A 13,969-nucleotide genomic window follows, 5' to 3' on the forward strand; every position below is an offset into this window, starting at 1 on the left:
GCACAGGTTGTCTTGCGGCTCCTACGGAGGAAGCAGCAACAACGAAAGGTGTAGGAGAGCGGTGCTTGCATATGTTTTCCTACATTAATCGGAGCAGAATACCGTAGCAGCAATACGACATACAAAAAGGCCCGGGGCATTTGCCCCAGGCCTTTTTGTATGTCGTAGGATTTTATTTGTTCAAGGTGGCAATGGCATAGCCAGGAGAGCCAACTGATACACCCCAGTCCTGGCCAGTAACAGTTCTAGAGGTATCGCGAGCGCAGTCTGGCACGTTCAAAGCGAGGTCAGGGAGAGTTATCCATTCAAGGCTTCGATGGATCGAGCTACCATCTCCATACTGGCATTCGCCAAACGCTTGATAATACAGGTGTGCTCGCGCCGGGGCGGGCGCGCTAACAAAGATGCGCGAGCCAGAGAGCCGTAAGGATAACCTCCGCTCAGCAGGTATTTGCGGGCTGACGTTAAATGCCAGGGTGGGAGTGTGATGGATAAAGGCATCGTTTGTGCTTACAATATCCCCACTTCTACTGGCTAACGATGCGCTCGCCTGGAGCGTTACAGCGCCGCTCGCGGTCATGGGCAGAAAATAATGGGTCGTCACAGTCTGATGAGGCTGAACCGTGACCTCCCCAAAGGCAGCACAGCCATGAGTAACCCCATTTTGTTCATGGGGAAGCTGAAAGTGTGGCTCGCCACCACCTTTTATAGAAAGTTTTACAGCTGCATTACAGAACAATGTAGAGTTGATGTCACCCATGAGTGTGACAGGTTGGGAATTCTCATTAGTGAGGGACACATCGACAGGTAGTAATTCACTTAAGAAGATTGGTTCATTGGGGACATGTAAAGTTAGCTCGACCCCATTTGACCTGATGCTCGCGACGCGCTCCTGGGCGGGTGAGGCCGCCACAACCGTGGCGGATGTGGCAAAGATGCTTAATAGAACAAGCCAGAAGAGGATCTTTTTCGGCAAATAGAATTTCCCAATGTGCATATGAGTTCCTTCTCTTCTCTATACGCTTCAGAAATTACGCCTGGCGGCCAGCATAGAATACTTAAGGCATATATAAAGCTTTTGATAATGTATAGATTATACGTCATATATCAGTGCAAAATGCACAAAGTTGGCTCAAACGCGGAGAAAGGGTGAATGATACTTCCACCTGATGCATATTGGACGCCGAGGATAGACTTCTTGATTGACATACATTGATATAATTTAAATATCTGGATGTGGTTATTACCATTCTCACCCCCGGCTATAGCCGCTATACACTTCTACATTATTGCCCGCTAGCTTAGCACCACGAAAGGACACACATATTTTATGGAATTTTCCGATGTCGTACGCAAACGCCGCATGGTACGCCACTTTACCTCTGAGCCGGTCGCGCCCGAAACTGTTGAGCGCCTGCTGGCCCTGGCTCAACGTGCTCCCAGCGCGGGCTTTACTCAGGGGCAGTCCTTTATCGTCGTGACGCGCGAGGAGATGAAGAATGCCATCGCCGAGTTGTGCGACGAGCAGGAATATGTCTCCTCTGGCTTCCATTCTTTTATTTCTGAGGCACCCGTGCTGGTCATTCCTTGCACAAGCGAGGCGGCCTATCATAGTCGTTACCAGGAGAGCGACAAGGTCGATGAGGATGGCGAGGAGATCGCCTGGCCCGTCCCCTACTGGCACATGGATATTGGCTGCTCGGTCATGCTACTGCTGCTAGCAGTTGTTGATGAGGGGCTGGCAGCGGCCTTCGCGGGCGTGCCCGCGCATAACTTTGCGCGCTTCCGCGAGTTACTGGGTATTCCGTCTGAGGTCACCCCTGTTGGCGTGATTCCCGTTGGGCACCCGGCACAGGACCGTCTCTCACCCTCGCTCAAACGCGGTCGCAAGGCAACCACGGACTTCATTCATCACGAGGGTTGGTAAAATTAGATAGAAGATGGCGGGTGGGCAGATGCCCACCTGCCATCTTCTATCTAGAATTGAAAAGCCCGGGAAATATGGATATTGTGCTAGCCATAGCAGAGCAAAATACAGTATATTATAGATAAAAAGCTGTGCTTTTAAAGGGATGCGTTGGGCATATCATTCAGAAAGGAGAAAGGAAAAGTCAGATGTTCATTCGCCGCACATTTACGGGGAAAAGCAGGGAAGCGCACTCTGAAAAAATGCGTAGCGTAGAACAACGCTTTCGTACGCTTGTCGAATTTAGTTCAGAGGGCATCAGGCTTCTCGATCTCCATGGGCAGGTCCTCTACACGAATGCCACCGCCGCACAACTACTCAACCTGTCCTCCTCCAACACGCTATCTATTAGCCTCTATGATGTCCTCTCTCACATTGATAAGCAAGCAGTAGCTAAGGCTTTTGAACGGGTTACTACTGCTCCAGGCCTATCGGCAAAGGCGCAGTATAGCATCACTCAGGCCGATGGAACCACGCGCTGGCTAGAAGAAACCTACGTCAACAGGCTCAATGTACCGAACCTGGCAGCCATTGTCGCTACATTGCGCGACATTACTGAGCAGAAACAGGCTGAGCTAGAGCGAGAAACCAGGCTACAAGAAAGGGGGGATGTGCTAGCACAAATGCAGCAGATACAGACAGAAGAGGCACGCCTGCAATTACAAGATTTTGTAAAAAAACTGGTTATCGAACAGGATATGTTGCGCGAACGCGAAGCACAGGCTCGTACAACTGCCGAACTGACTTCAGACTACGCCTATGCCTACCACTTCCGCCCCGATGGGACGATTGAGCGAGAGTGGACGACCAGCGCCTTTATGGCTTTGACGGGTTTTGAACCCGAGGAGTTCGACGAACGTGGCTGGGAGCAGTTCATCCATCCAGATGATAAAGAACAGGTTGAGGAACGCCTGCGAACCGTGCTTGCGGGCCTATCCGATGTGCGCGAGTGGCGCATCACAACCAGGCAGGGTGAGATACTCTGGCTACGTGACTACTGCCGCCCTATACTCGATCCGGAAACGGGCGAGGTCGTGCGCGTCTACGGCGCAGTCCAGGATATCACCCAGCGTAAAGAGGCCGAGCAGCAGAAAGATGATTTCATTGGCATGGCGGGCCATGAGTTACGAACACCTCTTACCTCAATCAAAGCATATGTACAGCTTGCGCGGCGCGGCCTACAACGCCTGGCCGATCCAAACGTTAGCGAGGCGGAGAAGATAACCCGAATCGATGACCTGCTTGAGCGGATAGAGCACCAGGTACAGATTCAGACGCGCCTGATAAGCGATCTGCTCGATGTCTCACGTATCACTGCCAATAATTTAGAGCTGCATTTTGATGTCTGCGACCTGGTCAAGGTCGTACGAGAGGTAGTCACCGATCAACGAGCTGTCAACACCGAGCGGCCCTTTAATCTTACGCTACCCGAGGTCGACACGCTGCCAATCATTGCCGACGCAGACCGGATAGGGCAGGTACTCAATAACTATCTCACTAACGCACACAAATACTCAGATGATAATAAGCCTATCGAGGTGCGCCTGGAGATAGAGCATGAGTTTGTGCGTATCTCGGTTCAGGACGAGGGGCCAGGCCTGACATCCTATGAGCAGCAGCGTATCTGGGAGCGCTTCTATCAGACTCCAGGCAAGAAGATCCAGCATGGGCAACGCCCCGGCCTGGGCCTGGGCCTCTACATCTGCCAGACCATCATCAGCAAGCATAATGGGGACATTGGAGTCACAAGCCAGCGCAGCACGGGTTCGACTTTCTGGTTCACGCTGCCCATAATTCAGCAAGGCGATTGAGTCCATGCTAGCATGCATCCTACAGAGGGGTGGTATACCACTCGGAGGCGATAGTCAGGCCCGCGTCGCTTAGCATGGAGCGTTTGGCGTGGTCAAGGTGGGCGCAGACAACGACGATCTGGGCCGCGCCTCGCTGCTTTGCCTCCTCCATAACGGCCTCCAGTAATTTTCGCCCGTAATGCAGCCAGTCTTCGTGCGTTGCGACACAAAAATCATCGACATTACACGTCAGGCCGGGTACATCGTAGACAGGCGGCGAGGGTACAAAATTTGCGATTACGAAGCCAATGACCTCTCCGTCTCGCTCATAAACCAGCGTAACGATATTTTCACGCCGAACTAGCTGCGCGAACCAGGCACTCTGCTTCTCGCGCGCATCCGTGGCAGGTTTCCAAAAGACAGGCTGATAGTGTGCATACTCCTGGCGCCTCTGTTCAGCCAGGTCAAGCATACGTGGCACATCGTCAGCGCTAGCCTTCCTGATAGTTTCGCTCAAAATCGCTTCTCTCTTTCACTGGCAGAGTGCGGGTGATACTTTCTGCATCACTGGCGCTCTTACTGATTAAAAAAGCAAATTGCTAAGCAGGGCACTCATCGAGAACGGGATCTGGAGTAACCTGCGTTCCTTCGGGGCGGGAAAGGGCTGTTTGAAGGCAAAGGCAAAGGCTGTGGGGCCGTGAGCTTGCAGGTGCTCCAGGCGCGCCTTCGCCTCTGTGACTGACGGCATATGTCCTTCTGGCACCCACCAGAGCGTGGTGTATACGCCTTCGAAGCGCTCAAACCATTGCCGGCGCTGCTGTAAGACCTGGCGATGCGCGCTGTTATAAACATAATCCGCAAGCGCCGGGAGCGAGGCCCAGACCGAGAGATTGACCAGGATTGCATTATCATCAAAGGGGCGAATGGCGGTGGCGTCGCCCTCCTCAGACTGCAAACGCCAGATAAAACCAGGGCTATGATCTGCCAGGGCATTAATCGGATCAAGCTGGGCAACGAATTCTGCCATCAGGGGATCGCTCAGGGGGGCGCGCATACGCGCGATATTGACCTGGGCCAGGTGATACATGTACGACTCCTTCACACTTGATTTTTTATTCCTAGAGATATTTATACATAGCAATAGTATACAACAATGCCTGTATAGCCTCTTGAGAAGCACATATTTTCATTATTGACCAGCTTTAGCACGATGGCTTACGCTCGACCGGTTATATTAAGGAATTTAGAAAAGGATTGTACATGTTGTCAGACCTGGGCGCGGAGGAAGGCCAAGACGAGACGGTTGAACTCGGCTGGTTGTTCCATGTTGGGGAAGTGAGCGGTGCCGCTGATCGTGGCTTTGCGCGCACGCTGGATATGGGTCGTCATATAGTGGGAGCCGGCGAGAATGTTGCGGTCATCGAGATCTCCTACAATAATCAGGGTTGGGACACGGATATCTTCCAGGCGTTCCACGGCGGGCGGCTGTAGCTCCTGTTCGGATACGCGGTTGAAGAAGGCGACTTTATTAGCCATGGCGACACGGTTCATGGCTTCGACGCGCTGGATGAGGGCAGGCGGGAGGTGGTCGACCCGGCGTTGCACACCAACGAGCCAGTAGCGCGTCTCAAGATCGGCGGCGCGCTTGATATTTCCGGCGCGTACCGCGGCCACGTGCTCCTCCAATAGGGTTTGCGCGGAGGCATCCTCTATGTGATATTCATAGCCATTGGGAGTACTGGCTACCACGGTCAGGGAGCGCACACGCTGGGGATAGGCCAGGGCAAAATCCAGGATGGTGCATCCTCCCATGGAGCAGCCTACCAGGTGTGCGGACTCAATATGCAGGTAGTCCAACAAGGCATGGAGGTCCTGGTAGTGCGCATACGTGCCTTCCACCAGTAAAGTCTCGCCAAAGCCGCGCAGGTCATAGCGTACGGCCTGGTAGGTGGCGGCAAAACTAGCAAACTGCTCGCTCCACATGCTTTTATCGGTGATGCCATCGTGCAGGAAGACGACTGGCTGGCCCGTGCCCGCGATCTCATAGGAGAAACGTGTGCCATTCAGCGTGGCAAAGCCTACGCGTCCGTGCTCCTCGCTCATAGGTTGCTCCTCGCTTTCCCTCTAACGATCTTCTGGCTTTTAGCATAGCACAAATATGGCTCAGGCAACAAAAAATCCGACAGCGCTGCTAATGCGATTTTAATAATTAAGCCGAGAAATGTGAAGCACACCCTGGCTCATGGACTCGTTTGGTGATACGGATTGCGTATGCAAGAGCGCACCAAGCCCTTGCACACCTTCGAGAGCATGGAGAGGATTCAGCATAGCCCTTCGCTGTTCCCAGGCCGATCTGGTTCCATTTCTTCTCACCAAACGAGTCCATGAGCCACACCCTGGCGCGAAATTTCGCTTGACAAGAAGGCTGAGTATCTGGTATCCTAGCCTCTAGTAGATAGGAAAAAGGCCCTGAGCCCAGGTGGCTCAAACATTGAAAGGAGCGTGCCATGATGCGCAAAGAAATCATGTCGTATCAACTGCATCACGTCTCCGAGAGGGCCATTGCTGCTAGCTGGCATCCATAAGCCAGGGCAAAGATAAGACCATAAACTGACAGGCCACCTCGTGAAGGTTGGTCTTTTTTATTGTGTGAAAAGAGGCCATGAGCGTGATGCTCATGGCCTCTTTTCGTTGTTCTGGAGCACATATCCGCTCTGAAATAAGAGGTGACACATGCACAACTTTCTAAACAACTACGACAACCACAAACAACATCTGTCTACATATATAAGGAGTAACCATTGTCTAAGCGAAAATTGTTACGTGCACTCGAAGAGCAGGAAGAACTAGAAGCCTTACAAGAGCAGGACCAGGAGGCGGCGGACCCCATTCAGGCATCGCTCGACTCTTTCTTCGCCGATGGCCTGATTAGCGAGATCCTGCACGTTGTGAAAAGTGGCAAGGAGGCGACCGTCTATTGCTGTCGCGCCCATCCCTCTCAGGATGTTCCCTATATCGCGGCCAAGGTCTACCGCTCACGCAATAATCGCGGCTTTAAGAATGATTCGGTCTACCAGGAGGGACGCTACGTCGGCGACCAGCGTATCAAGCGCGCCATGAAGAATAAGTCGGACGCGGGACGCGAGGCCCAGTTCAGTATGTGGATCGCGCACGAGTTCACGATGCTCACCGGGCTATATAAAGCCGGAGCCACGATTCCCAGGCCCATCGCCCATAACAGCAACGCGATCCTGATGGAATACCTGGGAGAGCCGCAGCAGCCCGCGCCCGCCCTCCAGGGTGTACAACTGGCCCCCGACGAGGTCTATCCCACCTTCGCCAACCTGATGGACAACATCCAGCTCTGGCTCAAGCATAATGTCGTGCATGGTGACCTCTCGGCCTATAACATCCTGTACTGGCAGGGCAAGGTGACCATCATCGACTTTCCCCAGGCGGTCGATCCCCGCTTCAACTCACACGCCTACAACCTGCTACTACGCGATATCGACAATATCTGCAAATACATCGGGCGCTATGGCCTGCACCGGGATTCTACCGAGCTTGCGAACCGCCTCTGGCACCAGTTCAAGAACTCGCGACTGTAATCTGGCGTGATTTTTGGTTCGTAATTAGCCTTGACTTTTCGCACATTTCCAGGTATACTTGATTGTACTTAATAAATTTGATTTTGCGAAGGGCCACAAAAATGTGGTCCTTTTCTTTTTGTCTTCTTCAACAAGCGCCCTGCCTAGATCTCCAAAGAATACCTCAATCAGAGGAAGATCCTCTGCTCTTCTTTCGCCTTTTTAATGTATCGACGCGGCTCCCGCCCTCTTTCTCCAAATTTGCTGATCATCTGCGATGAGTTTTGGATCAACTCGCCGTCCTATAAGTGAAAAGTGATCGATCTCATAGTGAACCATCATCTTCACCCAGGCGCGAGGTGCCTGGGTGAAGGTAGCGAATGTCGAAAGGACATCAACTTATGCGCAAACTTATCGAATCTACCCTGATCTCAGTAGACGGCGTTTTCGCAGAAACAGACTTCTCGAAGTTTTTTGCGTACCAGGACGAGACGTATCTGAGGGACGGATTGGGCCTTCTGCTCTCCGGTGACGCCATCTTAATGGGGCGTAGTACCTACGAGAGTTGGGCAAAGATATGGCCCAGAAGCCCCCACCCGTGGGCAGAGAGGCTCAATACGATCCCAAAGTATGTGTTTTCCTCGACTTTGGAAACAGCCTCATGGAACAACTCGACCCTGGTTCGAGGCGATGTGGTGGCAGAGGTGAGTCGGCTCAAGCAGCAGGAAGGAAGCAATCTGCTCATCTTTGGTCATGGTCTTCTTGGTGAAACGCTGCTCAAGCACCACTTGCTCGATGGGCTGGATCTCTCTGTCCATCCGCTGGTTCTGGGTCACGGGAGGCAGTTCTTGCGAGAGGGTCTAAACACCACCTTGAAATTTGTTGCGGCCAAGAGCTTCTCGACAGGCATTGTCACGCTCACCTATGAACTACCATCTGAAGGGAGGTAGGGACCACACGGCATGCCGGAGACACGCACGATGAAGGAGGTTTCCGACGTCAAGGCGGCATCGGGCATAAACTGGGAACAGGTCCAAGGGTGCCTCGCCAGCACGGCCCACCCGCAACGGATCATGACGCTCAAGGAGATGGCAAACATCGCGGTCTTCATGGCGTCCGATAAGGCGAGCAGAATGACAGGAACTACTGTCAATTTAACTACGGGTGGCTCGGATGACTAGCGGCTAAAAAGCTGCGGTCCAGGTCTGTTGAACCTGATTTTGCGAGTTACCATCGCGGTCGACCCCAGCTCCTTCGGGCGTTGGCTCATGTTCGTCGCTGGCCTCTTGCTGTTTGTCGTGGCCTTGGCGGCGTGCATGCTCGCTTGCAACATTGGAGTCATAACATTTTTCCATACCAGAATTGGAAAAATGTTATGACTCCAAGTCAACTTAATGAGGACCAATATTGTCCACATAGGAGCATATACTCTATATGAGTTCACCAACGGGTGATGAACTCATATAGAGGAGTGAAAAACATGGATCAGCGCGCCGGTTTACACGACTTCGATTTTTTCTACGGCTCATGGATTACGCAGAATAAGCGGAGAACTAACGCACTCTACCGTAATCAGGAGGGCGTCTGGCAAGAATTTATCTCCACCGTTACCTGCATACCCTACCTCGATGGCCGGGCCAACATCGACCATTTTGAGGGCACATTGCCCGATGGCGAGGTACGCAAGGGCTTGGGCCTGCGCTCGTTCGACGAAGCGACCCAACTCTGGTCGATCATGTGGCTGGATAATCGCAACCCGCCAGATCTGAGCGCCGTAGTAGGCAAGTTTACTGATGGCATCGGTCTCTTCTACCAGGAGATGGAGACGTTCGATGGCTTTCCCATGCGTGTGCGCTTTCTGTGGGATAACATCACCGAGAACACTGCGCGCTGGCAGCAGGCTTTTTCCTTCGACGGCGGCGCAACCTGGGATACCAACTGGATTGCCGAACACACCCGCAAAGCCTAAGCTCACACATACTTGGAATACGCTCCAAGGTAGTCGAATCCCTGAAGCCTGCAAAGATTCTGTTTGCGCCCTCTTGCAGTGTCTTCTTCTGGGGTGAAAGAAGCGCCAGGTACTCTCGTCATACGTGAGAGAGCATAATACCTGGCACTCCCTGGGCTAGATATGCTCTCTCACATATGGAAGGGTGGGCGGCAGGGCAAAGGACGAGAAGCTGGACAATTCCAGGAACGAGACCATGTTTGCGATCTGCCCTTCCACCACACCCAGCACCATCAGACCAAAGAGCTGATAGCTGTCGGACTGGGCCTCCTGCCGATAGAGACCAAAAGCCGGACTGCCATTGGCGCGCGTCGGAAGCAGGCGCCAGTGCCTGCCAGGAACACGGATCCTTGTCGAGAGTTCTGTGACGATAGCCACTGGTCCCTGGAACCAGAGAGGAAGCGGCGGCATGGTGAACCAGGCATCCTCTCGCAGCAGCGCCACGAATCCAGGGATGTCCGCCTGCTCCCAGCACGTCACATAGCGGTCCAGCAGCGATTGCAATTGAGAGAGTGGGAGAGCAGTCTCTTTCTCTGAGGGGCTGTTGTGCTCCTGCAACGCGCGTCGGGCCCGCTGCAGACCAGAATTGACGGCAGCGACCGAGAGGTTGAGCCATTCGGCTACCTCGCTGGCGGGCCATTCCAACACCTCGCGCAAGAGCAGAATAGCCCGCTGCGCTGGCGTTAAGTGTTGTAGCGCCACCAGAAAAGCCAGGGTGGTCCGTTCGTTCCTCTCCGCTCGATCTTCGGGATCGCTGTGTTGATCGGCGAGCAGGTCATCGGGGAACGGTTCCAGCCAGATTGGCTCCCGTATTCGTTTCGGGGAGGGACTATTGGAGTCACTCACCGGGTGCAGAGATCGTTGAGGAGCACTCCTGAGCCGATCCAGGCAGAGATTGGTGGCGATACGGTACAACCAGGCCCGGTATGATGCCGGACTCGTGAGGGTGGTGCGTTTCTCCCAGGCACGTAGCAGGGTTTCTTGCACCAGATCTTCGGCGTCATGGAATGAGCCCAGCATCCGATAACAATGCACGAGCAGCTCGCGCCGGTATGCACTCATCAACGCCTCGAACGCCTTCTGATCGCCCGCCTGAGCGGCGAGCACCAGTGCGGTTTGGGTTGGCGCCTCCATTGCAGTCTCTCTCTTCCTCTCGTCTGGCGGCCATCTGGTCCCGGTCTGGACCAGGGTTGCCGCCAGAAGAAGTATACCTGAGATGGGCCAGAAATGCGACCTTTTTCAGGTATTTCTTGGCGCATTCTCCAAATATCTTGACGAACGTGTTGCGGAATCTGACACGTGAAGGGAAGTGGAAAACGGCAAGAGCGTTCTTTGCGATGCTACGCCATATTATGAGAGAGGCCGATTCGCTGAACGTGCCTGGCAGCGTGGCAGATTTCCTGGAGCTACGCAGGCGTGAGCACTCAAGGTTATGCCTATCTACTCAGAGGGCGAGATTGCGAGCTGGAACGAGCTCAAAGAGCTGTATACCTGCCGCAAGCCTTGCCTGTGGAGGGCCATGAGGTCCGCCAGGAGAAAGGTGACGAGGAAGGAGCTGGCTCCAATGAGGCTGAAGGCGCACCAGGCTGGCAGAGGGAGGCGTAGGATATAGTAGGCGCTGATCACAACGATGGGAAAATGCAGCAGGTACCAGTGGAATGAGGCGCTGCTGCTATACTTGAGCAGAGGGCATGTGCGGTTCATATATATGCCTCCCAGCGCCAGCATGGCGATGAGGCTGGACCAGAGGGCGATACATTGGGTCGCCTGGTAGAGCATGGAGTTCAGGGTATAGCGAGGTATCAGCAATTCGCCGCGTAGGAGTCCCATACACCAGAGGGCCAGGAGCGTGCCGAAGCAGAGCATGCTCAGTGCGAGCGCCTGGCGTCCCTGCTGACGCAGCATCTGCTGGATAGAGGAGTTGGCAAAGAGCATATAACCATACATATAGGTAAGCAGCCAGCAGGAGGCATCCGCGAGGCTACAATACTCAGGGAAGGCTGGAAGCAGGGTCAGCCGCAGAAGCAGGAGAGGGAAGGCCAGAGTTAACAGGCCGCCAGGACAGTTGCCCAGGCACGCGGTCCACGTCTGCCCTCTAGCGCTCCGTAGCAAGAGGCACAGGGGAAGCGTCAGTAGCGAGAAGCCGAGGAGGTACGCCAGGAACCAGAGATGGTGAATATAGAGAATAATCAGGTATAGCTTTCCCCTGAGCAGGATCTCGCTTAAGAAGTAGGGATAGAAGGCAAAGAGAGAATCTTGATAACTATTATTGCTTACCATCGTCACATAGGCCTGTAATGGGAAGAGCAGAACGAAGCCCGACGCAAGTGGCATAAAAAGGCGGGAGAAGCGCTCTCTGACAAACTCGGCTGGCGATTTGCGTTTTAGCGCGAACCAGGTACTGGCCCCTGCCAGGAGAAAGTAGAGGGCCATACACCATTGAGTGAGCGCGGGCAGGAAGGCCGCGAGCGCATCATTCTGTAATCCTGGCGCGTTGCGGGCCTGGTAGAGGTCATGAAACATCTCTACACAATGGATCAAGACAACGAACACGAATGCAAGCGTTCTCAGCCAGTCAAAATAGTAGAGTCTTTGTGTTTTCTGTGCTTCTTTATGTGCAGTATTCATACTATTACATCTTTCTTTGCAACTACTGCGCTGTTCGGTTTCATTGAAAGGTATTCATGCCGCCTGCGGCGGCAGAGGAAAGGGAGTGCAGAGGGGCTGACGCCCCTCTGCACTCCCCACTTTAGAAATGTGTGCGTTGAAAGGGACGCAGAGGGGCTGACGCCCCTCTGCACTCCCCACTTTGGAGATGCGTGCGTTGGGCAGAGGGGCTGATGCCCCCCTGTGCACTCCCCACTTTGGAAATGTGTGCGTTGAGAGGAATAATAGAGGTTAAATGTGAACGGGTTATCGCCAAACTGGAGTAAATTTGTGGCCAAAGTGTGTCAATTATGTATTGGGGTAAGAAGGGGCTGTAGACATACTTCTGTAACATCTTTGCCTTATGCTATACACATTCTCGTAATTTCACACTGTATAGCGAGGTCGTCCAATGCAAGCGCAGGAAACCCTTTCAAGCAGCAATAGAGGCCAGGCAAAAATATGGCCCACCGCTGCCTATCTTTTACTCTCATTTCCGTCAGGAATACTGTATTTCGTTGTCCTGGTCGTCTTCCTGGCCCTGAGCGTGGGCTTATTCATTGTCTGGATTGGCATTCCCATGCTCATTCTGGGGCTGTATCTGAGTTGGCAATTCGCCATCTTCGAGCGCTACCTCGCTATGCGCTGGCTCAATTGCTACATCTCGCCGCTTACGCTCTCCCGGCAGCCCAAACAGAACTGGCTCCAGTATCTCCGCGCGCGTCTCACCAATAAGATGACCTGGAAGACGCTGGCGTTTCTCTTGCTCAAATTTCCCCTGGGGATACTCAGTTTTGTCTTCGCTATCCAGGTTCCGATCTTGATGCTGGTACTGGCCTTGATCACGTTCATCCTGGGTTTCTTCTGCACGCCCATACTCTATTTGATACTCGTGGCCCGCAACGCGCCGCTTGTAATACGCTGGCTCGGACGGAGACCAATCTACCTTAATGGCATGAAGGATCTCGTACGTTACGTGTTTACGGGCTTTGGCCTGGTGCTGCTGCCCAGATATATTCTTCTGGGAATGGTCTGGATCTGGCAGCAATTGGGGCGCGCCTTGTTGGGCATGAACAACCAGGATCTGCGCGTCGCCCAGGCAGAGGAACAGGTGAGACGTGAACAGGCCAAAGCCGAGCGTGCCGAGTTGAGCCGCCAACAACTTATCGTCAATGTCTCGCATGAGCTACGGACGCCGGTCGCCAGCATACGCGCGCATCTGGAGGTGTTGCTTAAAGCCTGCGCGCAAGAGAACGGCCTCGTACTCCAGCCCCAGGAGTTGAGTAATTACCTGGGCATCGCGCATCGAGAAACTGTACGCCTCAGCTCTCTGGTTGAGGACCTGCTCTCGCTCTCGCGTACGGAAGCCGATAAGTTGCGCCTGAATATGGCCTCGGTTCCACCCGGCGAAATAATTGAGGAGGTCTACCAGGCGCTGCTCCCCCTGGCGCGCAAGGAGCGTATGATTACGCTGGTCCGCTCGCTGCCTGAGAGCTTGCCACGCGTACAGGCCGATCACCAGCGTCTCACTCAGGTCCTGATGAACCTGGTACGCAATGCCATCACCTATACACCCGATGGGGGCATTATCTCGATCTCGACGCACCAGGAGCACAGCGATTACCTGGTTATCACGGTCGCGGATACGGGGATGGGCATTCCAGCCGATCAACTAACGCAGATTTTCGAGCGTTTCTACCGTACGGATGCATCACGCTCACGCTCCTCAGGCGGCTTTGGCCTGGGCCTCTCGATTGTCAAAGACCTGGTAGACGCCATGGGAGGGAAGATAACGGTTGAGAGCCAGGACGGAGAGGGAAGTTGCTTCCATATTCATTTGCGGCTCGCCCAGACGATAACAATCTAGCAATAACAACCTGGTGATAACAAACTGGCGATGACAAATTAGCGATAACAAACAATACCGCAGCAATAAGGCCTGGACGCCAGCCACAAGCAGCGTGTACACTAA

The 13,969-nt window shown here is 53.7% G+C and carries 13 protein-coding genes; 7 read left to right on the forward strand and 6 right to left on the reverse strand.

The window, feature by feature from the left end:
* Positions 1-172: 172 nt before the first annotated feature.
* Entirely contained in the window at positions 173-997 is an 825-nt protein-coding gene (locus JMJ04_RS24510) for a hypothetical protein (protein WP_201373047.1), read from the reverse strand.
* Between the two features lie 333 nt (positions 998-1,330).
* Here JMJ04_RS24510 and JMJ04_RS24515 point away from each other — a divergent pair, with 333 nt between their 5' ends.
* Both JMJ04_RS24515 and JMJ04_RS24520 read left to right on the forward strand, forming a co-directional pair.
* On the forward strand, positions 1,331-1,927 hold the full coding sequence (locus JMJ04_RS24515; RefSeq protein ID WP_201373048.1) for a nitroreductase family protein: 597 nt from the start codon (positions 1,331-1,333) through the stop codon (positions 1,925-1,927).
* Positions 1,928-2,115: 188 nt separating this feature from the next.
* Entirely contained in the window at positions 2,116-3,777 is a 1,662-nt protein-coding gene (locus JMJ04_RS24520) for a sensor histidine kinase (protein WP_201373049.1), read from the forward strand.
* A 19-nt stretch (positions 3,778-3,796) separates the two neighbouring features.
* Here JMJ04_RS24520 and JMJ04_RS24525 read toward each other — a convergent pair whose 3' ends face one another.
* The 3 genes from JMJ04_RS24525 to JMJ04_RS24535 form a co-directional block, all read right to left on the reverse strand.
* A complete protein-coding gene (locus JMJ04_RS24525) occupies positions 3,797-4,273 on the reverse strand; it encodes a GNAT family N-acetyltransferase (protein ID WP_201373050.1) in 477 nt (158 codons plus the stop codon).
* A 66-nt stretch (positions 4,274-4,339) separates the two neighbouring features.
* On the reverse strand, positions 4,340-4,843 hold the full coding sequence (locus tag JMJ04_RS24530; RefSeq protein ID WP_201373051.1) for a DUF3291 domain-containing protein: 504 nt from the start codon (positions 4,841-4,843) through the stop codon (positions 4,340-4,342).
* A 179-nt stretch (positions 4,844-5,022) separates the two neighbouring features.
* The gene (locus JMJ04_RS24535; RefSeq protein ID WP_201373052.1) at positions 5,023-5,859 is read right to left on the reverse strand and encodes an alpha/beta fold hydrolase; all 837 of its coding nucleotides are present in this window, start codon (positions 5,857-5,859) and stop codon (positions 5,023-5,025) included.
* Between the two features lie 698 nt (positions 5,860-6,557).
* Between JMJ04_RS24535 and JMJ04_RS24540 the strand changes: the two genes are divergently transcribed.
* From JMJ04_RS24540 to JMJ04_RS24555, 4 genes are all read left to right on the forward strand, one after another.
* On the forward strand, positions 6,558-7,364 hold the full coding sequence (locus JMJ04_RS24540; RefSeq protein ID WP_201373053.1) for an RIO1 family regulatory kinase/ATPase domain-containing protein: 807 nt from the start codon (positions 6,558-6,560) through the stop codon (positions 7,362-7,364).
* Positions 7,365-7,744: 380 nt separating this feature from the next.
* Entirely contained in the window at positions 7,745-8,293 is a 549-nt protein-coding gene (locus tag JMJ04_RS24545) for a dihydrofolate reductase family protein (protein ID WP_201373054.1), read from the forward strand.
* A 12-nt stretch (positions 8,294-8,305) separates the two neighbouring features.
* Positions 8,306-8,524, forward strand: a complete 219-nt coding sequence (locus tag JMJ04_RS24550) for an SDR family oxidoreductase (protein WP_201373055.1) — start codon at positions 8,306-8,308, stop codon at positions 8,522-8,524.
* A gap of 299 nt (positions 8,525-8,823) precedes the next feature.
* Positions 8,824-9,312, forward strand: a complete 489-nt coding sequence (locus JMJ04_RS24555) for a DUF1579 domain-containing protein (protein WP_201373056.1) — start codon at positions 8,824-8,826, stop codon at positions 9,310-9,312.
* A 156-nt stretch (positions 9,313-9,468) separates the two neighbouring features.
* On the opposite strand, the gene JMJ04_RS24560 is transcribed toward JMJ04_RS24555, so the two are convergent.
* Entirely contained in the window at positions 9,469-10,485 is a 1,017-nt protein-coding gene (locus JMJ04_RS24560; protein ID WP_201373057.1) for an RNA polymerase subunit sigma-70, read from the reverse strand.
* A 306-nt stretch (positions 10,486-10,791) separates the two neighbouring features.
* A complete protein-coding gene (locus JMJ04_RS24565) occupies positions 10,792-11,979 on the reverse strand; it encodes an acyltransferase family protein (protein ID WP_201373058.1) in 1,188 nt (395 codons plus the stop codon).
* Between the two features lie 430 nt (positions 11,980-12,409).
* Here JMJ04_RS24565 and JMJ04_RS24570 point away from each other — a divergent pair, with 430 nt between their 5' ends.
* Positions 12,410-13,864, forward strand: a complete 1,455-nt coding sequence (locus JMJ04_RS24570) for a sensor histidine kinase (protein WP_201373059.1) — start codon at positions 12,410-12,412, stop codon at positions 13,862-13,864.
* The last annotated feature ends 105 nt before the right edge of the window (positions 13,865-13,969 follow it).

Origin of the sequence: Ktedonobacter robiniae (genome assembly GCF_016587375.1) — a bacterium.
GTDB lineage: Bacteria > Chloroflexota > Ktedonobacteria > Ktedonobacterales > Ktedonobacteraceae > Ktedonobacter > Ktedonobacter robiniae.